The organism is Agathobaculum faecis (assembly GCF_014287995.1).
In the GTDB taxonomy this organism is placed as follows: domain Bacteria; phylum Bacillota; class Clostridia; order Oscillospirales; family Butyricicoccaceae; genus Agathobaculum; species Agathobaculum ammoniilyticum.
The window spans coordinates 46,818-66,788 of record NZ_JACOPL010000003.1 but is presented as its reverse complement, the minus strand read 5'-3'; the positions used below and the strand labels follow the sequence as shown (position 1 = coordinate 66,788).

The 19,971-nt window shown below is 50.7% G+C and carries 21 protein-coding genes, 1 tRNA gene and 4 pseudogenes; 17 read left to right on the top strand and 9 right to left on the bottom strand.

Going from position 1 to position 19,971, the window contains the following annotated elements; genetic code table 11:
- Nucleotides 1–148 precede the first annotated feature (148 nt).
- Together H8S45_RS03805 and H8S45_RS03800 are read left to right on the top strand one after the other, a co-directional pair.
- A tRNA-Pro gene (locus H8S45_RS03805) sits at nt 149–224 on the top strand.
- Nucleotides 225–298: 74 nt separating this feature from the next.
- Nucleotides 299–919 carry a GNAT family N-acetyltransferase gene (locus tag H8S45_RS03800; RefSeq protein ID WP_207724440.1) on the top strand — a complete coding sequence of 207 codons (621 nt, stop codon included), beginning with the start codon at nt 299–301 and terminating at the stop codon, nt 917–919.
- A gap of 71 nt (nt 920–990) precedes the next feature.
- Here H8S45_RS03800 and H8S45_RS03795 read toward each other — a convergent pair whose 3' ends face one another.
- From H8S45_RS03795 to H8S45_RS16860, 4 genes are all read right to left on the bottom strand, one after another.
- The gene (locus tag H8S45_RS03795) at nt 991–1,167 is read right to left on the bottom strand and encodes a hypothetical protein (protein WP_186949590.1); all 177 of its coding nucleotides are present in this window, start codon (nt 1,165–1,167) and stop codon (nt 991–993) included.
- Nucleotides 1,168–1,185: 18 nt separating this feature from the next.
- Nucleotides 1,186–2,367 (bottom strand): FtsK/SpoIIIE domain-containing protein, encoded by a 1,182-nt coding sequence (locus H8S45_RS03790; RefSeq protein WP_147573970.1) that lies wholly within the window; start codon nt 2,365–2,367, stop codon nt 1,186–1,188.
- A 393-nt stretch (nt 2,368–2,760) separates the two neighbouring features.
- Nucleotides 2,761–3,447, bottom strand: a complete 687-nt coding sequence (locus H8S45_RS03785) for a viral replication protein (RefSeq protein ID WP_147573971.1) — start codon at nt 3,445–3,447, stop codon at nt 2,761–2,763.
- A gap of 560 nt (nt 3,448–4,007) precedes the next feature.
- Nucleotides 4,008–4,355, bottom strand: a complete 348-nt coding sequence (locus tag H8S45_RS16860) for a helix-turn-helix domain-containing protein (RefSeq protein ID WP_054326876.1) — start codon at nt 4,353–4,355, stop codon at nt 4,008–4,010.
- Nucleotides 4,356–5,106: 751 nt separating this feature from the next.
- Between H8S45_RS16860 and H8S45_RS03775 the strand changes: the two genes are divergently transcribed.
- The 9 genes from H8S45_RS03775 to H8S45_RS03730 all read left to right on the top strand — a co-directional run bounded on the left by H8S45_RS03775 (nt 5,107) and on the right by H8S45_RS03730 (nt 11,419).
- On the top strand, nt 5,107–5,478 hold the full coding sequence (locus H8S45_RS03775; protein WP_054326878.1) for a helix-turn-helix domain-containing protein: 372 nt from the start codon (nt 5,107–5,109) through the stop codon (nt 5,476–5,478).
- The gene (locus H8S45_RS03770; RefSeq protein WP_082396970.1) at nt 5,475–7,040 is read left to right on the top strand and encodes a recombinase family protein; all 1,566 of its coding nucleotides are present in this window, start codon (nt 5,475–5,477) and stop codon (nt 7,038–7,040) included. Before H8S45_RS03775 ends, H8S45_RS03770 begins: the two co-directional genes overlap by 4 nt.
- A 414-nt stretch (nt 7,041–7,454) precedes the next feature.
- On the top strand, nt 7,455–7,661 hold the full coding sequence (locus H8S45_RS16185; protein WP_243182374.1) for a hypothetical protein: 207 nt from the start codon (nt 7,455–7,457) through the stop codon (nt 7,659–7,661).
- Between the two features lie 96 nt (nt 7,662–7,757).
- Nucleotides 7,758–8,168 carry a peptide deformylase gene (locus H8S45_RS03760; RefSeq protein ID WP_054326879.1) on the top strand — a complete coding sequence of 137 codons (411 nt, stop codon included), beginning with the start codon at nt 7,758–7,760 and terminating at the stop codon, nt 8,166–8,168.
- Between the two features lie 17 nt (nt 8,169–8,185).
- Entirely contained in the window at nt 8,186–8,425 is a 240-nt protein-coding gene (locus H8S45_RS16725; RefSeq protein WP_330603133.1) for a metallophosphoesterase family protein, read from the top strand.
- Between the two features lie 464 nt (nt 8,426–8,889).
- Nucleotides 8,890–9,081 carry a hypothetical protein gene (locus H8S45_RS03750; RefSeq protein ID WP_174887847.1) on the top strand — a complete coding sequence of 64 codons (192 nt, stop codon included), beginning with the start codon at nt 8,890–8,892 and terminating at the stop codon, nt 9,079–9,081.
- A gap of 46 nt (nt 9,082–9,127) precedes the next feature.
- On the top strand, nt 9,128–10,363 hold the full coding sequence (locus H8S45_RS16180) for an alpha/beta hydrolase (protein ID WP_330603132.1): 1,236 nt from the start codon (nt 9,128–9,130) through the stop codon (nt 10,361–10,363).
- A gap of 268 nt (nt 10,364–10,631) precedes the next feature.
- Nucleotides 10,632–10,841 (top strand): ATP-binding protein, encoded by a 210-nt coding sequence (locus tag H8S45_RS03735; RefSeq protein WP_054326881.1) that lies wholly within the window; start codon nt 10,632–10,634, stop codon nt 10,839–10,841.
- Nucleotides 10,838–11,419, top strand: coding sequence for a 4Fe-4S binding protein (locus H8S45_RS03730; RefSeq protein ID WP_054326882.1), 582 nt, complete (start codon nt 10,838–10,840; stop codon nt 11,417–11,419). The genes H8S45_RS03735 and H8S45_RS03730 overlap by 4 nt, the downstream gene beginning before the upstream one ends.
- Nucleotides 11,420–11,446: 27 nt before the next feature.
- Here H8S45_RS03730 and H8S45_RS16855 read toward each other — a convergent pair.
- Nucleotides 11,447–12,025, bottom strand: a pseudogene (locus H8S45_RS16855) (tyrosine-type recombinase/integrase); the annotation flags it as partial.
- Nucleotides 12,026–12,101: 76 nt separating this feature from the next.
- On the opposite strand from H8S45_RS16855, the gene H8S45_RS16170 reads away from it, so the two are divergent.
- From H8S45_RS16170 to H8S45_RS03690, 6 genes and pseudogenes are all read left to right on the top strand, one after another.
- Nucleotides 12,102–12,677 carry a recombinase family protein gene (locus H8S45_RS16170; protein ID WP_243182371.1) on the top strand — a complete coding sequence of 192 codons (576 nt, stop codon included), beginning with the start codon at nt 12,102–12,104 and terminating at the stop codon, nt 12,675–12,677.
- A complete protein-coding gene (locus H8S45_RS16545; RefSeq protein ID WP_262564711.1) occupies nt 12,637–13,272 on the top strand; it encodes a recombinase family protein in 636 nt (211 codons plus the stop codon). Before H8S45_RS16170 ends, H8S45_RS16545 begins: the two co-directional genes overlap by 41 nt.
- A gap of 493 nt (nt 13,273–13,765) precedes the next feature.
- Nucleotides 13,766–14,188 carry a DUF6088 family protein gene (locus H8S45_RS03715; RefSeq protein ID WP_243182370.1) on the top strand — a complete coding sequence of 141 codons (423 nt, stop codon included), beginning with the start codon at nt 13,766–13,768 and terminating at the stop codon, nt 14,186–14,188.
- A 255-nt stretch (nt 14,189–14,443) separates the two neighbouring features.
- Nucleotides 14,444–15,591, top strand: a pseudogene (locus H8S45_RS16850) (HsdM family class I SAM-dependent methyltransferase).
- Nucleotides 15,592–15,662: 71 nt separating this feature from the next.
- Nucleotides 15,663–16,238, top strand: a complete 576-nt coding sequence (locus H8S45_RS03695; RefSeq protein WP_054326884.1) for a restriction endonuclease subunit S — start codon at nt 15,663–15,665, stop codon at nt 16,236–16,238.
- On the top strand, nt 16,235–17,110 hold the full coding sequence (locus H8S45_RS03690; RefSeq protein ID WP_054326885.1) for a winged helix-turn-helix domain-containing protein: 876 nt from the start codon (nt 16,235–16,237) through the stop codon (nt 17,108–17,110). The genes H8S45_RS03695 and H8S45_RS03690 overlap by 4 nt, the downstream gene beginning before the upstream one ends.
- A gap of 407 nt (nt 17,111–17,517) precedes the next feature.
- Here the strand turns inward: H8S45_RS03690 and H8S45_RS03685 are convergent.
- The 4 genes and pseudogenes from H8S45_RS03685 to H8S45_RS16540 all read right to left on the bottom strand — a co-directional run.
- Nucleotides 17,518–18,447: pseudogene (locus H8S45_RS03685) on the bottom strand (site-specific integrase); the annotation flags it as partial.
- Nucleotides 18,440–19,366 (bottom strand): annotated as a pseudogene (locus H8S45_RS16845) (tyrosine-type recombinase/integrase); the annotation flags it as partial. The pseudogenes H8S45_RS16845 and H8S45_RS03685, both read right to left, overlap by 8 nt.
- Nucleotides 19,360–19,680 carry a tetratricopeptide repeat protein gene (locus H8S45_RS16155; protein WP_243182368.1) on the bottom strand — a complete coding sequence of 107 codons (321 nt, stop codon included), beginning with the start codon at nt 19,678–19,680 and terminating at the stop codon, nt 19,360–19,362. The gene H8S45_RS16155 and the pseudogene H8S45_RS16845, both read right to left, overlap by 7 nt.
- Complete coding sequence (locus H8S45_RS16540) at nt 19,637–19,876, bottom strand: relaxase MobL (protein WP_054326886.1); 240 nt, start codon at nt 19,874–19,876, stop codon at nt 19,637–19,639. The genes H8S45_RS16155 and H8S45_RS16540 overlap by 44 nt, the downstream gene beginning before the upstream one ends.
- Nucleotides 19,877–19,971: the final 95 nt, after the last annotated feature.

The window sequence follows — 19,971 nt, the reverse complement described above, 5'->3', positions numbered from 1 at the left end:
TCAAGGTGGGGAAAGGGGGATTGTCGTAAAATCGAGGATAGGAAAGGGAAGAAACTCGTTTTTGCGCAAAGCGAAAGCTCTTGACAGGGAAGACCGATATTTGGTATACTTTTTATCAGAGTATCTTAGTATAACAGAATTTCACTATCCGGGTGTAGCGCAGTTGGTAGCGCGCTTGCTTTGGGAGCAAGATGCCGGGAGTTCGAGTCTCCCCACTCGGACCAAACAATGATAATCCGAACTACATTATCCAGGTGGGTAATGTGTTCGGATTTATCATTTCTATCGACAATGTAATATGACGAACAAGGGCGGGAGAAACATTCCTGCCCTTGTATTTTGCTTTCTCTATTGTTATCATACTTTTATTGAACAAATCGGAATTTGTGCAAGTGGAGTGGAATATAAAATAATATTAGATACCGAGCGTTTATTTCTAAGAGAAATGAAACAAAATGACTTTCAAGATTTAGCAGAAATTTTACAAAACCCCAGGGTTATGTATGCGTATGAGCATGATTTCTCAGATAATGATGTTCAAGCATGGCTTGACCGACAAATAGAACGATACAAAAAATATGGATTTGGTTTGTGGGCAGTGGTATTAAAAGATACCAATGAAATGATAGGACAAGCGGGGCTTACAATGCAGCCTTATAAAAATACGGAAGTACTTGAAATTGGCTATTTGCTTAAAGAAAAATTTTGGCATTATGGATACGCAAGAGAAGCGGCTATGGGGTGTAAGAAATATGCTTTTGAAAATTTGAATAGGGCTAAAGTATATTCAGTCATAAAATCAGATAATCTTGCTTCTATGAAAATAGCAGAAAGTATTGGTATAATTAAAGAAGATGAATTTATCACACAATATTATAACGGTGAAATGCTTCATTTCCTCTATTCTGTTCATAAATAATTTGATAACTTCCAATTTGTCGACGTGTTGAAGAACGGCGGGAGCATTTGTAACGATGCCCCCGCCTTTTGTTAGTCCTGTTTCACTTTGTCTTGTTCCTGTTGCGCTTTCCACTCGGCAAACTCCCGCTGTCCTTCCTCGCTCTCAAAAAACGCTTGTATCTTCGGAAGCAGGACACGGGCCAATGCGTCCACCTCATGGACGGGTATTCCCGTGCCGTGGTCGTTGATTTTCCGTTTCCTCGCCATAGGAGAGCCGCCCCCAGTCTATAGCCGCTCCTGGTCAAACAGGTAGGCTTGGAACACAGTCCCGTCCCCAGTAATGAAACGGCCCCTTGCGTCCTTGGGTATCTGTTCGGCGGCGCTGGTATTGTTCAGGATAATGCCGGACAATACGCTTTCGGCCCTGCCGCATACCCGGAAATCCATGTTGTTTCTGATCTGGCCGGGGATGATATTCGTGTCCGGGCGCTGGGTGGCAAGTATCAAGTGAATACCAAAGGCCCGCCCCAATCGGGCGAGAGTGGCAAGCCTGCCCTCGATCTGATTGAGCTTGTCTCTGTCCTCCTTGCTCCGGCCTGTCCTGTCCAGCAGTTCCGCCACCTCGTCACAGGCGAATACCAGCCGGGGAAGCCCCTCCCCCGTGGCCTCGTTAAATGCGTCCAGGTCTTTACACCCGGCTTCCTCCAGCCACCCCTTGCGGGCTTCCAGCACCGCCACAAGCTGGCCCAAGACATAAAGCAGGGTATCTTCCCGAAAACACATATGGCATTTCTGCCGCCAGACCTTGGGGAAGTCCACACCGCCCTTGAAATCGGCTATGTAGACCTCCGCCCCCTTGCGGAGCGCCTGCATGAGCAGGAGCTTTAACAGGACGCTCTTGCCGCTCCCCGTGGAGCCGCCCAGCAGGATATGGGGAATATTCGCAAGGTTGACCGACACAGGCCCGGTGAGGCTTTCCCCCAACACTAACACAAAGTTGTCCGGGGACAGGTATTTGTCTTTCCAGGGGAGCAGGGCAGGGAAATCGCTTTCAGCGGGAGCGGAATAGACACGGATGATTTTCCGCCCCTCTGCCCATGTCATTTTAGCTATGGTGATATTCAGGGCCGTTTCAATCCTGGCCCGCTTGTCCTCCCACTCCCCCATGGGTATGCCGCAGGGGTCGAACTCCCAGACCGTCAGCCGGGGGTTGTCTGTGTCCTGCCGCTTTGCTATGAGGGCAGGGGCCTCCCCCGCATGGTTGACAAGGCCCACTTTCTGCAAGCCCTCCTTTGCCGCTTTGCCGCCCCAGGGTGTCCCCAGGAGTACCAGGACGGCCAGGAGGCCGCCCACGGCGTAGAGGGGGAGCAGGAGGTTGATAACGGCCTCCAGGATGGGGGAAAACATACCGTAAGTGTCCAAGCCGAACAGATACGCCCGGAACAGCCAGACCAGCACAGCGCCCACCAGATAGGCCGCCAGCAACGCCCGTTTATGGGGGGGTGTCCCTGACCGCTTCCAGCCCTCTTTTCATGCGTTGGAGCAAGTGGCGGTTTTCCGTCCGCCTGTTGATGGTGTCTTTTTCATTTCTTGTCATAGGGAAATCCCCCCTTTCTTGTGAATGACCGTGGAGCCGTCCGGGAGGTACTCTACCACGACATGAATACGGCGGAGAAACGCCCGCCAGGTTTCCGGCCTGTCCCACTGTTCGCCCCAGTACTGCTTTTCCAGCGGGAGGTTAGAGGTGATATAAACCTTTGTGTAACAGGCCGTCTTGTCATTGTACCGGGCCGGGAGGGACAGAGGGTAAATATCCAGGTAGTTGAGCATATCTTCAATCGGTATCTGACCGCTGAACTCCTAGAACACAAGCACCTCCTGCCCGTGGTAGCCGTCAAAGGAAATGCCCTTTGAGGCCCGGTAGTTTGTCACCCGGTAAATGCTCCGGGGGTCATGGGTTTCGTAAATGCTCCTTGTCTTGCCCGCACCGCTGGCCCCGTAGAGATAGGACACCTCCAAGGGCCTGTTTTCCACGGCGTACTTTTCCGCCGTCAATACCTGCCGGAGCAGGTCAATGTCACGGACACGAAAGGCCATAGCCGGATTATCGTCTATGATTTCCGTGGTGGTTATGCCGTCCCGGATATTCTGGACAAGGCGGAACATCTCCGGGTGTTTCTCCGCCTGTTCCGGGGGTATCTCGCCCCATTCCTCGAAAGTCCCAGGCACCGAAGTTTCCGCCTTGTCCGTGTCCGCCCATCGGCCATCTTTCCGAATGTACGCCCGGTTGTCCTGTACTGTTCCGTATGCCTTTTCGATATGGGCCGTTGGAAAGCGGTTTTTGACGGTGGAGAGGCGCACAGGCGATGGCGCATAGAAAAACAAGTGCGTGTGATATGTCCCCGTTGACGCTATTTCATCACCCATGCAGTAATAGGCGGGAGAAAACAGCAACAGCAGTTTGGTGATAGCGGCGTGATCTAATCCGGCCTCCAATGGATTGTTGATTACTAGCGCCCATTTACGGGATTGGCTATTGTTGCCCATGTAAATCCTCCATTGTATTGCTACATGCTACAAGGTTCCCATAAGGGGTAATACTAGCCCCTTATGGGAACGGCGGCGCTGGTATTGCCGCCGGGGGATATTTTTCTTGGGGAAAAATCTCTTTCCCCGGCTGGCCTCACCAGCGCCGCCGGAGCATCAGGTTTTAGGATTTACCAAATGAATACCCGTGGCCTTTGCTCCCACCTGGGGCTGACCCTGGCTCCAATAGATAAATACCTCCAGGTTGTCAAAACGAACTTCGGCATAGCCGTCCGGGGCATCCATGAGCTTATCCCCGTCAATGCGTACATTGATTTTCTCCAGGCCCCTTTCCGGCAAGGCCACTGTGTAGCGGTAGCCGAGAATATGCTCTGTACGACGCCCCTCCCTATATTAGTAGGCCGGAGATACATCCACCAGCCACAACTTGTTTCCCAGGCTCTGGGACTTGATTTCCAAATCACTAAACTTAAACATAAAATACTCCTTTTCATGCGAGGGGGGCGGCTGGCCTGACCTCCGCCCTGGTTGATAAATCCACAAGACCTCGTGTGCTATTATCATACCAAGCCCCAGAGTACAAGTGAAGCGCAGATCTGCCACCTCACGGTGCAGATCTGCGCTCCTAATCGTTTTATTTCGTTTTGCAGAGTTCTTTTGCGACGGATAAGCGCCTCCGCCTCCTCAAGCAACTGTTCCGGGGAACGGTTTGCAGGGGGAGGCACCAGCGCATCAAGAGAAACGCCGAGGGCTTCGGCTATATGATACACCATGACTAGCCTTATACCCTCGTATGTTCCACTTTCATACCGCTTGATTGTGTCTGACGATGTACCAGCCCTTTCCGCAAGTTCTTCTTGCGTCAAGCCCTGGCCTAGACGAATACGCCTTATATTCCACCCGACCACTCCGGGAATGTCCCCAGGCGGGGGCGGAACAGTGTTTTCTTGTTTGGGTGCTGTCAAACGGGAGCGGTCAGCCCCGTTTTTCAGCAATTACAAATTACCTGTTAGTTGTTAATGGTTTCCGCCGCCGGAGGTGATGTATGCTGTGACTGGTATATGCGGAAACACGGAAAAAGTGCTTTCTGCATACGCACCACCTCCTTTGTGGAATGTCGAGATAGTATGTGCTTACGATACTACCCCCGACGACAGGCCCTACAAACGCATAAAACGATACTGAATACAAGTGAACTGTATTCACCTGTGCGGGAGGGCGCATGGTGTGACCCTCCCTGTTCCTATGCTTCTGTGCCGTTTAGAACGGCTGTCGCTGTTGTTCGCCGCACAAGGCGGCTTTCGCTTGGATGGTCTTTCTGGTTTACTGTTATTCATTCTAAACAATATGCCTTTCGGCTGGTTCGATAATAGAATACCACAGACACGCACTAAGGGCAACTATATATTGATGAATAAACTGTAAATAAATCTATATTTTGTAGTCTTTGCTTCGCCTGCCAGTAGCCCCGGCTGTGCCCCCTGTCAATGGTCAAGATAAACGGCCCATGTGCCGCCATTGACAGGGGGCGCAGCCGGGGCTTGTCGGTAATCAAGGGGTGTCAGCCGCAGGCTGGCTGACACCCGCAAAAATATTTTGAAAGTGTTATTTACAATTATCTCTGTTTGTGATATTTTAGATTTAATAGGAGGGATTTTTATGGAGCAGATTGGAAAACGTCTCCGGGCCTTGCGTGAGGGTGTCCGGCTGACACAGGTAAACATGGCGGAGATTTTAGGCGTACAGCAATCCAGGATAAACCGCTTTGAAACAGGCCGCTCCACGCCGCCCCCGGAGGTCTTTATCAAGTACGCCGACTATTTCAATGTGTCGATGGATTATCTCTATTGCCGCACAGACGAGCCACGGGGCAAACTGTACGACTACAAGCCCCAGGCCCTAAAGGACAAGACGGAGCAAAACCGGGAAATGAGGGCGTTTATTGAAATGTGCTTTGACCCGAAAGCGCCCGTCAACAAGCGTCTGAAAGAGGCGTTGTTCCGTATCATGGAGGAGGGAGAGCAGAAATGAAAGCCGTGATTTATGCCCGGTATTCCAGCGACAACCAGCGGGAGGAAAGCATAGAGGGCCAGCTTCGGGAGTGTACGGCCTACTGTAAGAAGAACGATATTACCATTTTACGGACATACATTGACAGGGCCATGTCTGCCAAGACTGACCACCGCCCGGACTTCCAGCGGATGATTAAAGACAGCGCCAAGGGCCTCTTTGATGTTATCATTGTTTGGAAACTTGACCGTTTCGCCCGCAACCGCTACGACAGCGCCCACTATAAAGCCCAGCTTCGGAAGTATGGCGTTAAGGTGTTATCCGCCACGGAGAACATTTCCGAGGGGCCGGAGGGCACTATCCTGGAAAGTATGCTGGAAGGTATGGCGGAATACTACTCCGCCGAGCTGTCCGAGAAAGTCATCAGGGGCCATACCGAAAACGCCTTGAAATGCAAGTACAACGGCGGCACGCCCACTTTTGGCTTTATCATCGACAAGGAGAAATGCTATCAGATCGACCCGCACACCGCCCCCGTGGTGCTGGAGAGCTTCACCCGGTATGCCGATGGAGCCACCATGAAAGAGGTCATGCAGTATCTTGTGGAAAGCGGGTTTACCACAGTGCGGGGCCGGAAAATCGACCTGAATTTTATTGCCCGTCTGCTGAAAAACCGGAAGTATATCGGGGAATACAGTTACCGCCATATTGTCACCCCCGGCGGTATTCCCGCTATCGTCCCGCAAGACCTTTTCGACAGGGTACAGCAGAGGCTTGAGGCAAACAGGAAAGCCCCGGCCCGTCATAAGGCCGAGGACGATTATCTTTTGACTACGAAACTCTTTTGCGGCACCTGCGGGGCTATGATGGTAGGCGAGAGCGACACCAGCGCCAGCAAGGGCCGGAAGTACCATTATTACCGCTGTGTGAATACCAAGAAGCACAAGACTTGCGCCGCCAGACACAAGAGCGTCCGCAAGATACCCCTGGAAAATGCCGTGGTAAATGCAGTTATGGCGAAAGTGATGAATGATAATTTTGTGGAGTATATAGCCGATAGGGTGTTGGAGATACAGGGCATGGAAAGCAGTGAACTTCCCTCCTTGCGCCAGCAGTTGGCGGAAACAGAGCGAGGCATAGAAAATATGCTGAACGCCATCCAGATGGGGATTATCAACCAATCCACGAAACAGCGCCTTGACGAGTTAGAGGAACGGAAAAAGGAAATCGAGTTGCATATCATCCAGGAGGAAATCAAAAAGCCTATGCTCTCCCGTGAAGATGTGACATTCTGGATTTGCCGTTTCCGAAAACTTGATGTGAGCAAGCTGGAAGAACGGCGGCGGTTGATTGACAGTTTTGTAAACTCCGTTACCATCTTTGACAATTACATTTTGATAACTTTCAACTACAAAGACGGCGAAACAAGGCTTGATTTTAAGGATATTGAAAGTTCGGATTTACAATCGGTCGTGGCCAAAAACCGTCTCAAAATCGATGTTTTGAGACGGTTTTTGGAACTTTTTGGACAACAATGTATCTGGTGTTTTATACAAACAGGATATCAAACGTGGTCAAATTAGTTTTGAGGATTCGTTCCGAAAAGAGGCAAAGGCAAACTGTACAATTTTTGAAATATGGGGTCATGACCATCCAATTTCGACTACCGCACACGTCTACGGCCCTATCTTTGAATCTTTCATCGCAAAATCTGATAGGACCATCGCGCGTCCCAGCCTCGTTCCTCCCGACCGAGCCTTGTATAATGGCAGTTGAAAGCAGTGAAATAAACGAGCAAGGAGCAGTGTCATACGGATCCTCATTCTGGGCAACAACTTTACCTTCACCAACAATATGCCGAAAATGCTGGCTGAACTGACCGGGGCGGAGGTGGTCCCCCACATCCGGGGCGGGCGCGGCTGTCGGAACAGCTGAGTCTCAACACCAAGCTGGGCAAACAGCCCCAGGTGGCGCTCCAAAAGGAGAAGTGGAACTATGTGATGCTCCAGGAGATGAGCCACGACCCCATCACCTCCCCCAAGAGTTTCTGCTCCAGTGTGGAGCAGCTTTGTCGGCAAAACGGGGCGGTGTCCATTCTGTTTGCCACCTGGGCCTACCAGAGGGGCGGAGCCAAGCTGGTGGCCAAGGGCTGGGCCTACGACGAGATGGCCCGAAAGCTGTCACAGGGCGGCGGGGGAAAATAACGCTCTGATTGCCGACGTAGGTTGGCGGTTTTATGAGTTGTCTGATACCTGGGACCTCTACGCCATCGTCATTCAGGCACACAAGGAGAACCAATTATGGCTCGAGAAATCTGCAAAGACGCAGCATTTCTGCCCCAGAAGGCGGTACCCGCCACGTCGGAGGACCTGCGGATGGCGGCTGAACTGCTTGAAACCCTGGAGCACCACAAAGACGGCTGCGTGGGTATGGCGGCCAACATGATCGGCGTGAACAAGCGGATTATCACCTTTGACAACGAGGGGACCTATACGGTCATGTTCAATCCGGAAATCATCAAAAAGTCAGGGCCTTATCAGGCAGAGGAGGGCCGCATTTCCCTCACCGGCACCCACTCAGCCCAGCGGTGGAGTGCCATCAAGGTGCGCTGGCAAAACGAGAAGTTTCAAGAGCGGCTGAAAACCTTCACCGGCTGGACAGCCCAGATCATCCAGCATGAGATCGACCACTGCGAGGGCATCATCATTTAAGTAAGGGGGCGCAGCCTGTGAACATTGCCATTCTCTCTGACACCCACGGCCTGTTGCGGCTGGAAGTGATGGGATGCCTGAAGACCGCCGACGCCATCCTCCACGCTGGGGACATCAACCGGCAGGAAATCGTGGACCAGCTTCGGCAGTACGCACCGTTGTACGCCGTCCGAGGCAACAACGACAAGGGGGGCGGAAGACCTACCCCACACCCTCACTGTCACCCTTGGCGGGGTGTCTTTTTACATGGTGCATAACAAAAAAAGAGGTCACGGCAGAGCTCCCCAGTATCGACGCGGTGGTGTTCGGCCACTCTCATAAGTATTTCCAGGAGGAGAAGGACAGCCGCCTCTGGCTGTACCCCCCGGCTCCTGTGGTCTCCGGCGGTTCCATCAGGAGATCACCATGATGATGGCGGAGGCGGAGAACGGGATCTTTCAGGTGGAGAAGATCACCACTCCCCACGAGGCGACATGATGGTGCTGGGGCTGACCTTTCCCCTCCAGCGGTTTTTGAAGCGGAGACCGCCCTCCCTATGGCGCCGAGCTGGACAGGAGGTCCTGCTGGGACCTCCTATCATCACTCTGCGAGGAAACCGTGTCTCCTAGCCGTCCACTGCCACAGCCGGTACACTTCGTCCACTATGATGTGACGCCCCTCCCCAGCCTGTTCCGGAGGGTGTTCTGGACGCCTCACCGTCGCCGGAGTTTCTCAGGAGCTGGTGGCGGACTATTTGGATCGGGCAGGGACGGTCGAGGTGATCCGAACCCATGGGCGCAGGGAGGTGGCTTTTCTCAACCGGGTCTGGGAGGATATGCTGGCATTGGATCTGTGTATGGACACGGAGCGGCAGGCCCAGCCCCCTGCTGGACCACGCCGCCAACACCCGCCCAAGCCGGTGCGTGGGCTTTGATGGCCTAGGGGCCAGGCACCGAACTGTTGGAGGGGAAGTGAGCGCAATGGAACAATCAACGGAAAAACCCTGCCACAAGAAGTGGAAAATCGCTGCTGGCATTTTTCTGTCGGTGCTGGTCCTGGCGGCGGGTGGCTTTTTCTGGTATGTGTCCGATTACTACAGGGCAGGGGACGTGGCCCTGGAGGTACTGGCCAGCGGAGATCATCTGGAGGTTTGGGACGACCTGACCAGCCTCTTCCCGTCCTCCTTCACGGATACCGCAATCATCTTCTACCCCAGTGCCAAGGTGGAGATGCCCTTCTACATGGCCATCTTCGATGTAAACGCGGCGGCGGAGGTGATGGAAGCGTTCCCTGATATCTCCCACTGGCACATCGCCGGACACTCCATGGCCTCTCAATTCGTTTCGGAGCCCCCAGACGAAGTGGACGGTCTGATCTTACTGGGGGACTACCTCTACGGCGACTATCCGCCTGCCAATACCCTCACCGTCTACGGCACTCTGAACCAGAACGTGGAGGGCCAGATCGACTACACGGAAAATGTGGGCTTCCGGGGGAGAAGGGGCAGCCCACCGCTTTCTTCCCTGGAGCCAGTGTCCATTCCCATGGACGCTCCTCTGGACCTGAAAGCAGGGGAATGTTCCTGCACGGAAACCCACATGAGCGGCCATGTTCGCGTGACTGCGGAGGAGGCCGCCGACCATCTGGAGTGGATGGGCGACGCCGGAGAGAGGGAGTGGGACTTGGACATCCGCAAGCTGGAGGCCTACCACATGGGCTACGGGGCCTCCAAATTTTTCCGCACCCTCAACGCTTTTGAGCTGTTTTGGCACGCCGAGGGGATGAAGACCGCTTTCTCCGGCTGGGTACACCTCAACGGGGAGGAGTACATCGTCCGACCGGAGGATTGCTTCGACGATGCCGACAAGAACTGGGGCGGGGACTTCACCTTCCCCTGGGTGTGGCTGTCCTCTAACGATCTGGTGAGCAATGTTACCGGCAAGCGGCTCGCCAACAGCGTGTTCGAGGTGGGCGGCGGCAATCCCAAGGCCTTCGGCATCGCCCTAGGCCAGAAGCTGCTGGGCCAGTTCTACTACGAGGGCCAGGACTATGAATTCAATTTTAGCAAATTCTGGACTGGCAGCCGCACCTTCTTTGACTGCCGGGAGACGGATGCGGAAATCCATTGGAAGGTAGTCCAGACTACCTTCAGGGCCAAGATGGAGGTGGAGATCTCCTGCCCCAAGGCGGAAAAACTCCTCATCAACTACGAGTAGACGGCTATAAACGCCACACCCGACTGTGGAACTGCGGCAACGGTTCCGGCACTGTGCGGCTGTATGAGAGGAAGAGGGGGTGATGGACGACGTCCACACGGAGCATGTGGGCTGTGAGTACGGGGAATATCCCAAAGTTTTCCTGACAGCCTGTTTTTTGAAGCAGATGTGACGGATCGATACAGCAGACTTCACCTACTGTGATTTTATCACCGAGAAGATCATAAATTTGCGGTATGATAGAAAAACAACAGTAAGGAGGTATTCCATGGTTGCTGGAAAGAAGCGGCGCAGAGCCGTTGTGGATCAATCGTCCTGCGTGGCCTGCGGCTGCTGTATAAAGGTTTGTCCCCTGCAGGCGATTGAGATTGTCAGGGGTGTCATGGCTCAGGTCAACGGGGACAAATGCGTGGGCTGCGGTAAGTGTGCCAAGGAATGCCCCGCCAGCGTGATCGAGATCCGGGAGGTGGAGGCATGAAAATGCACTGGTATGATTATCTCTGGATCGCCTCCATCACCTATCTTGTGCTGGGCTTTTTCAACATCCTGTTTGCTTGGCTGGGATTGCTGTGCTTCTTCATTCCCCTCGTGATCTCTGTGGTTAGTGGGACAAAGGGCTATTGTAACCGCTATTGCGGCCGAGGTCAGCTGTTTGGGCTGTTGGGCGGACGCTTTGGCCTGTCACGGAAGAAGGACATCCCCAAATGGATGAAGAGCAAGGCCTTCCGATACGGCTTTCTGATTTTTTTCTTCGCAATGTTCTTCCTAATGCTGTGGAACACCTATCTGGTATTTGCCGGAGCGCAGGACCTGAGGCAGGTGGTCACGCTGTTGTGGACCTTTAAGCTCCCCTGGCACTGGGCTTACCACGGTACTCTCTTTCACCCCGGCGTGGCGCAGTTTGCTTTCGGTTTTTACAGCGTTATGCTGACCTCTACCGTCCTGGGCCTCATCACCATGGTGCTGTTCAAGCCCCGCAGCTGGTGTGTCTACTGTCCCATGGGCACCATGACACAGCTGATCTGTAAGGTAAAAGAGAGATCCGTTTTGCCTTGATACAATATGCAAAAGGGCCTGTTTGCTTTACGCCGTCTGCCCTGGCATCCCCCAGATCATTTCATACCATTTTGCCGCCGTATGCGTCGGGGTGGAACTTCATTTACATCCAGATCTTCTTCTGGATTTTGGTGAGCTTATCCGGCGGGGGGATGCCCGGCATCCGATCCCGCCGGGCCTGCCGCGCCGCGTTCATCTGCTGAATCAGCACTTTCAGCTTCGCCTCACACTCCTCCCGTGGGTGGGCGTAGACGCATTTGGATTGCTTGGTGCCGTCCGGCCAGGTGGGGGGGAGTAGCGGCCTTCGAACAGGTGGTCGTTGATCTGGGTGATGTGCCCGGTGCCGGGCGTCCAGGTCTTGCTCAGCACCGGCTGGAAGTCTTTGGCTGCGCTCTGTTCCGACTGAGCGGATTCCTCCCGTACTTCGTTGCCCAGCCCCCGGCCGATCTTGGTCGCCGTCTCGCTCTGCATATCCCCGGTGACATGGGTATAGATGTTCAGGGTAGTGGCCGCCGATACATGGCCCAGCATGGCGGAGAGGGGCTTCACATCCATGCCGCTCTCTAAGGGCAAGGTGGAAAAGGTGTGACTAAGCTCGTGGAAGCGGAAAATGACATATGGTATGATATTGTCAGAGGCTACGGTTTGCGCCGTAGTCTTTTTCGTCGAAAGGGGCATTTTTATGGCACGAAAAAGCAGAAAATATCAACACGCAGAAATTGTTAAAACTTCTATCACCAAAGCAGTAGGCTATGTTCGACTTTCAGTTGCAAATCAAGAAGAATCCAGTTCTATCCAAAATCAGAAATTCATTATCGAACGCTGGGGCGATCAGCATCAGATTCCTATATCGCATTACTATATTGATAACGGTTTCAGCGGCAAACAGTTTGATCGCCCTGCGTTTCAAAAAATGATTGAAAACATCCTTGCGGGCAAAATCAACTGCGTTATTGTAAAGGATCTCCATCGCCTAGGAAAGGACTACATTACTACTGGTTACTATATCGAAGTCATTTTCCCAGCTAACGGAGTCCGATTTGTCTCTGTAAACGATCAATTTGATACGGTTGACGGTATTAACAATCAAAAACGTCCTTACAGTTCCAGAATACGCGTACCAATAATAAATGCATTTAATGAGCAAACATCTATTGAAATAAAAAAGAAAGTGGAGGCGACATTAGACATGAAAGCACAACTCGGTACCATTTATTGTGCCAAGAGCCCCATTCGATTATCAAAAATCAGAATCTAACCACGATAAACTCATTCCTGATCCTAAAGCAGCTATTGTTGTCCGGAAAATCTTTGAGTTAGCATCGAATAGCACTGGTGTGACCGCCATAGTCCGATATCTGAACGAGAAAAATATTCCCACACCAATCCAATATGCGAGATCAAAGGAATTAGCTGGAAACTATGAGGATGGCAACGGAGATTGGAATAGCAGGTCAGTCAAGTATATCCTGACCAACCGAACCTATACCGGCATGCTCATACAAGGAAAAGAAAAGAGCGCTGTTGCCGCAACACATGAGCCTTTGGTAGACACGGATACCTTTGACGCCATTCAAAGGTCATTTCAAGCAAAAGCGTTTAATCTCGCCACAAAAAGCCAATCGACGGAAAATGTTTTAAAAGGGAAGGTTATTTGCGGGTGCTGTGGTGGGAAAATGCAGCGTAAGCGCGGAACCAATCATGCAGATTGGTACTTTTTTACCGGTATTACTAAAAACCTTTTAGGCGTTGGCAAGTGCACCGGTATGTATGTGCGGGAGGAAGATGTCTTTCATGCTATCTATCATCAACTAAAGCTATATGTAAACGAACATTTTATTTCCGATTCATAGTATAAGCAGGTAATAAAGAGGATTGACAAAGATATTGCCCAATCTGATCAGCAATATCAAGAGGCTTTTAGGAATGCCATTCGTCATTATGAGAGGTTTGTTGACGGAGAAATCAGCAAAGAGGAATTTCGAGCAGCTCAAGATGCAGCGAATGAAAAAAAGCAATTAGAGATGATACGATTACAAGCAAGACGGATTACGAAAGACTGTATCAATTGTTTCGCAAATTATTGAAAGCAAGTCACAAAGAAATTGCTCTCAGCGAAATTATGGACTGTATTGATGAGATTATCATATGTCCAAACAAAAGCATTACTCTCAAATGGGCGATTGAATTCTAAATGGGCAATTATTAGGTAGCGCTGTTCTTTCCTCTAATAAATTTCCATGTTTACGTATTGGTATAAAAATATGTGCTTTAACGGTTTACAGACGTTGAAAAGATGTCACGAATTATGTATAATATTCGTGACATCTTGCAGGAGGTGGTTCTTTGGATAGTGGATATATGAAACAGAAACGTGCACGAATTCTGTCTGCAGAAGACGGAACCATCTTTGCTATTTCCGACTTCGCAGATATTGCTGATTCGGCAACTGTACGACAAAGTTTGAACCGCCTTGTACAGGCAGGAATATTACGGCGCGTTCTTAGAGGAATTTTTGAAAAGCCGAAATATAGTAGTGTTCTCAATGAGTTTGTAGAAGTAAATCCAGATGCAGTAGCAAAGACTTTGGCTCGTACTTTTCACTGGACAATCGCATCATATGGAAACGCCGCTCGATACCTGTCAGGCTTATCAAACCAAAGACCTGCAATTTGGTCCTATATCAGTACAGGGCCATATAGAATATATAAATGGAATTCAATTAGGATTGAGTTTAAACATAGAACAAATAAGGAATTCATCCGTTAATGTCTTAGCTGAGAAGAATAGAATTTTAGATTGCGTATAGAAAATAAACGGAGGATGTCTATGAATGATGGACAACTGCTAACTGTAGATATGTTAAGACTTGTATCCAGTACAAATCCGGATGTATTGAACGTCTATTGTTAATCAAACATATATGTGCAACACCAGATGAGGAGCAGTGTTGGAGCAAAGCGATAAAATGCAACAATGGAGAAACGATGTGGAGCATGATAGTGCAAGAGGCGAGTAAGGCTGATGGAAATATTTTTCTGCAATAAATATGCTATTGGCCAAATAAAACCCCATCTGTTATTCACCGCAAACCTGGCTGAACGCTTATGTACTGTTGCAGTGGACGAGTACCCACTGAAAGATATTGTACATTTGCTTTCTAATATATCAACAGATAACGATACCTTATCCGCTATTTTTGAGCATAATCTGGCAAGGGAAGTACGGACCGGTTCGCCCAACGCTGGCGATTTTTATACACCTAAACAAGTTGTTCAGTTGATGGCAGAGCTACTGGGAATTGGACATGGCGGGAAAGTATACGATCCTTGTTGCGGGAGCGGTGCAATGCTGTGTGGCATAGCCCTTTCTCATCCCAGCAAAAAACTATTGTTGTATGGGCAAACACTCGATCAGGAATCCTTTTCCATCTGCCAAATGAACCTTATGTTGCACGGTCTTTCTGCGGATTTGGGAAAATGTCCTGCCAATACACTCATAGAGGATATGCACGCAGATCAATATTTATAATAGACATTCTTACAAATCCGCCGTTTAATTCTTCCGATTGGTGCGGAAATGACACTGCGAACAGGAATGTACATTGGCAATATGGGTATCCACCACGAAAAAAACGCTAATTTTGCGTGGCTCCAATACATCATCAGTCACTTGTCCCCCAATGGACGTGCAGTTACACTTTTACCGAATGGAACGTTAACAACTCAGAATCTTGCAGAAAGCGAGATTCGTAAGCAAATTCTTCTTGATGGATGGATTGAAGCAATTCTTGCGCTTCCGACGGGCTTTTTTATGGAACGAAGATTCCCTGCTGCGCGTGGGTTATAAACAAATCTTCCGCACACGATACGGTACTTTTTGTTGACGCAAGACAGCTAGACATTCTTGGACAGCAGGATGGCAAAAAAATTTCTGCGCTTCTGTGTCAATATCGGAATGATAAGCAACTTGAAACAACACAATGGTATGCCGTAGCATCTATAGCGGAGATTGCTCAAAAACGCTATGTTCTGAGCCCTAATCTGTACACACTTCCGAAAGAACTCTTGTTACCTTCGTTTGAGCAGATATCTGAAGATTTCAACACGTCGGTAGATATATTGTGCAACCGAATTCCGACATCTCAGCTCTGTGAAAGTATTAAAAAATGAAAGACAAAAAGCGTTCCTAAAGATTGGAACGAAGTGTATTTATCCGAGCTATATAACATTTTTGGAGGTGTATGCGCAAAGAAAGAAGCCTTTGGGCGGGGTACGCCTATGGTAGACGTAAAACCGTGATTCACCACATATTCCTACCGGAAAATCTTCCTGCCTGCGTTGAGTTGACGGATGGTGATGCTCCCAAATATTATATCAAACGCGGTGATGTGCTGCTGAATCGAACAAGCGAGACTATAGATGAGTTGGCATGCTGTAGTGTAGCGTTGAAAGACCAGGCTGCGGTGTATGGAGCATACCTGAAACGCTTGCGGCCAATAAAAGACGACTGGGTCGATCCTCGATATATAGCGACATACTTTCGCAGTAAGATATATCAGCAAGAAATTGAACGGTGTTCTTTTGTTTATACAACTCGTGCGAATATCAACATTCATCAGCTTTCGATGATACGTTTATATTATCGAAGCATGACGTGGCAACATGCAATCGGGGAAACGCTGTCTTCTGTAATTCGTTTTAATCAAGAACACCAGGATATGGAATTAGGCGAATTAATAAATCATTTTATCTGGGCTTTTATTGATAAGTTTATTACATATCCCATTTTACTTTTTCAGAAAGGGCGTGACGAATGATGACGCAATCGGAACAAATGAAATTGGTTCTACTCTATGCCATGAATGAAATAGGTGGCGGCGGAAAGCGTCATCTGGTATTACAGCATATTAACGACAATAGCTATTGGCATAAAAATGATACAAATGATGTACTGGGTACAACACGTCCATCTGAGTCAAAATGGCGGAATAATTTTTCATACGAGCGGCAACATTTAGTCGCTGATGGATATATGAAGGCTGGTGGAGATGGGAATTGGATCATTACAGAGAGAGGAAAGGAGTACCTGAGCAAACTAATAGAGCAAGCCCAAAATATACCGCCGGAGGAGAACCGTTTGTTTACACTGGCATTCTATCAAAAGCTCTTTTCTGCTCCTCTGTCCATAGATGGTATAGCTCTTGATGAAAAGGATGAAGAAGCACAATATATTGCGCGGATAGCTGTGGAAGATATGGACTCTGTATCTGTCCCAGATGCTTTTTCAAACGAACCCGAGAGAAAACGTACTTCGCGTATTTCAGGAAGCCGCATTATCTATCCGCGTGATTCAGCTGTAGCTAAACGGGCACTTAGCAGGGCAAACCATTTGTGTGAAGCAAATCCATCCCATGTATCATTTCTACGCAGAAATGGGCATGTGTTGTATATGGAGCCGCACCACTTGATCCCAATATCTTTTACCGACTATTTTGGAGTGAATTTAGACCGAGAGCAAAACATTTTTTCGCTATGCAGCAACTGTCATAATCAAATTCATTATGGAAAAAAGGAGGATGTTAGAAAGTTAATCGCAAAATTGTTTTTTTCAAGAGCGCAAGAGATATGTTCAATACTGGGCAGAGAGATCAGTATTGAAGACATTTACCGAATTTATGGTGTTTTGTAATGGTTAATTGAGTTGATATCACAAATAGCATATAGAGCGGCCCCTCATGGAGATAGTCGACGAAATAAATACAATACAGGTGGATTCTGGTCAAAAGGTTATGGTATATTGAAAGAAATCTAGTTATGTTCTAGCTGTATATGGAAATTTCCTGAAAATACGAGAACAGGATGCTATCAAAGGCGTCTAGTGAAGGGCTTCAATTTTCCTATGTTGTAATCATTGTCCCTACCACTGAACTATTCTATCTTGAATACACCACCCTATCAGAGTCATCTAGATGCACAAAATGAAGCCGTTGAGATCTGTGTAAAATACTAAGTTGCTTTCGACAATCCAGAAGTTGAAAAACAGGAATCCCATGCCATCACATTTGACGGTTTGGGATTTCTGCTTTTGCAGAATATATTTTTTGTAGTAAGCTTGACATATGGTTGGCGTAAATCGTGAAATCTGATTCTTTTGCACCCTGCCCGCTCCGGAATGATCTGGAGTCGCCGGCGCACCGCCCCCCAGTGTCATGGGCACGTCCTCTTTGACAGGGGAGGGGAACATCCACCGGGAGTCCACCGTTTCTCGGTAGTGCCGCAGTATCCCCACCACGCAGGGCGGCAGGACCCAGTCTACGGATGGAGGCGCGGGTCTTCGGGACGCTCCCATGGAGCTGTCCCTTCACCCCGTAAATCTGCTTGTTTACGGTCAGGGTTCTGGTTTTGAAGTCCAGGTCGTCCCACTGGAGGGCCAGCAGTTCGCCCCTCCGCCAGGCCGGTACACAGATCCAGGAGAAACAGCTCGTAATAGCCCTCCGCCTGAGCCTGGATGAAGAAGCGCCGGAGTTCCTCCTGCACCGCTTTCTCCAGCGCGGACCGGCAGACGGCGTGGAGGCCGCGCGCCATGGAGTCGGAGAGCACCTTGCCGAACTGTTCCGTGCGGATGAGCCGCCCAGCCGTTTTCATCCAGGTATAGAACTGCTGGAGGTCCTTCTGGGGCAGCTGGTTCAGAGGGATCTTCCCCAGCTCAGGGAGGATGTGCTGATAGATCTTCGTTTTGTAGTTCACCTGGGTGGTGGGGCGGATCTGGGGCTTGACGTAGTTCTGATACCAGAAGTCCAGCCACTCCCCGAAGGGCGTCTCCGGCCGGACCTTTTCTGTCCTGGGGGCGGTCGCCGTCTCCCAGAGCTGCCTCAGTTTCTCCCGGCACTCCCGTTTGGTCTTAGCCAAGACATTCTTCGTTTTGGGCAGGCCTTTCTCGACGTAACCGACGACCACCCGGCCCTCCCAGCGGCCGTCCTTGCGCTGGTGGACGGAACTCTCGCCCTTTTTTCGCCGTTTAGCCATGGCGTGCACCTCCTTCCGGCCTGTTTTTCTGCCGCGGTTTCAGGCCTTTCCTCAGGAGATTTTCCAGGAAGCCGCCTATGATGTGGCTGGCCTCCTGCTGCATGTCCGACGTCACATGGGTGTAGGTGTCCAGGGTGAAACTGGCGTTGGTGTGGCCCAGGATGCCGGACAGGGTCTTGGCGTCCACGCTGCTGGTGAGGGCGTGGGTGGCAAAAGTGTGCCGCAAATCGTGGAATCGAATCGCAGGCAGTCCCGCCGCTTTTAAGATCCGCTTCATCCAGTAGTAGGCGGCGCTTGGGCGCACTGGCTTCTCCGGAGCCAGAGGTTTTGGGAAGCTCCACTGGCTGATGGCATGTTTCTTCCGTTCCCGTAGCCGCTGGACGTGCTGGGCGGCAGGTGGATGGTCCGCCGCCCCTGGCTGGTCTTTGTTTCGCCGATCTCCAACTCCCCAGCCTTGGGGACGTTCACCGACCGAAGGACCTTCAGTGTCCGGCCTTCTCGTCGAAGTCCTGCCAGATCTCGTTGCGGTCCACCGTCGCCAGGAAGGTGTCCACCTGCTCCTTTGTGAGGATCTGCTTGGGTTTATAGCTGGCCTTGGGCACCGCGGCCCCGGGCGATCACATGGGCTGCCTCCGCGTCCTTCAGGCACCGGTGGAGCCATGGCGTGGATGCGGAGTACCATGGTGTCTGACAGCTCGTGCCCGTATTCCGAGTACTCGAGGACACGGCCCTCGTGTTTCAGCTTTCGATACAATTTCAGAATGTCCATGCGGGCTACCCAAGACACGATCTTATCCCCCAGATAGGGCTTGATATGGCACCGGATGAACTGATCGTAGCTGCGTAAGGTGTTGGGCCGCAGAGTGGCCGCACCGTAGTCCTCCATCCACCGGTTCAGCCACTCTCCCAAGGTCATGCGGACTCAGTGAGATAGGCCACCGCTTTTGGTACGTCCTTCGGAACATCTTTTCCTTCCAGATACAGTTTTCCCAGACGGTAGGCGGCGCAGGCGTTGTCCTGAGCCGCCGTTTTTTCATACCAGGATACCGCTTCCTCCGTTCTCTTTTGGCTTTGCAGAAGCTTCCCCAATGCGTACTGGGCGAAGTTATATCCCGCGTCAGCCGCCCGCCGGAACCACAGCTCCGCCTGCTGGTCATCGGGGAGGATGCCTCGCCCGTCCCGCCAGCACCTACACCTGCTCTGCCTCGTCCCGAGACTGATTCCACTGTTCATAGTACTCTGCCACCATAGGGACCTTGGCCAGCTCATCCACGATGGCATTCACCTGGGCCTTTATTGGCTTTTTCAGGTAGCCATAGACCTTTTTGACCTTGTGGTCCGCCAGCATCCCAGCCAGCGTATCCATCCGCTCTGCGATGGCAGGGTTGTGATACAGGCCTGTCTCCATCCTCCAGATGAGCCGTCCCATGGCCTCCATTGCCGCGTCCCGCACTTGGCTGTAGAACAGATCTTTCTGCTGATGCAGAGAGGAAGCTCGTCACGGAAGATCTCATTGGACAGCTG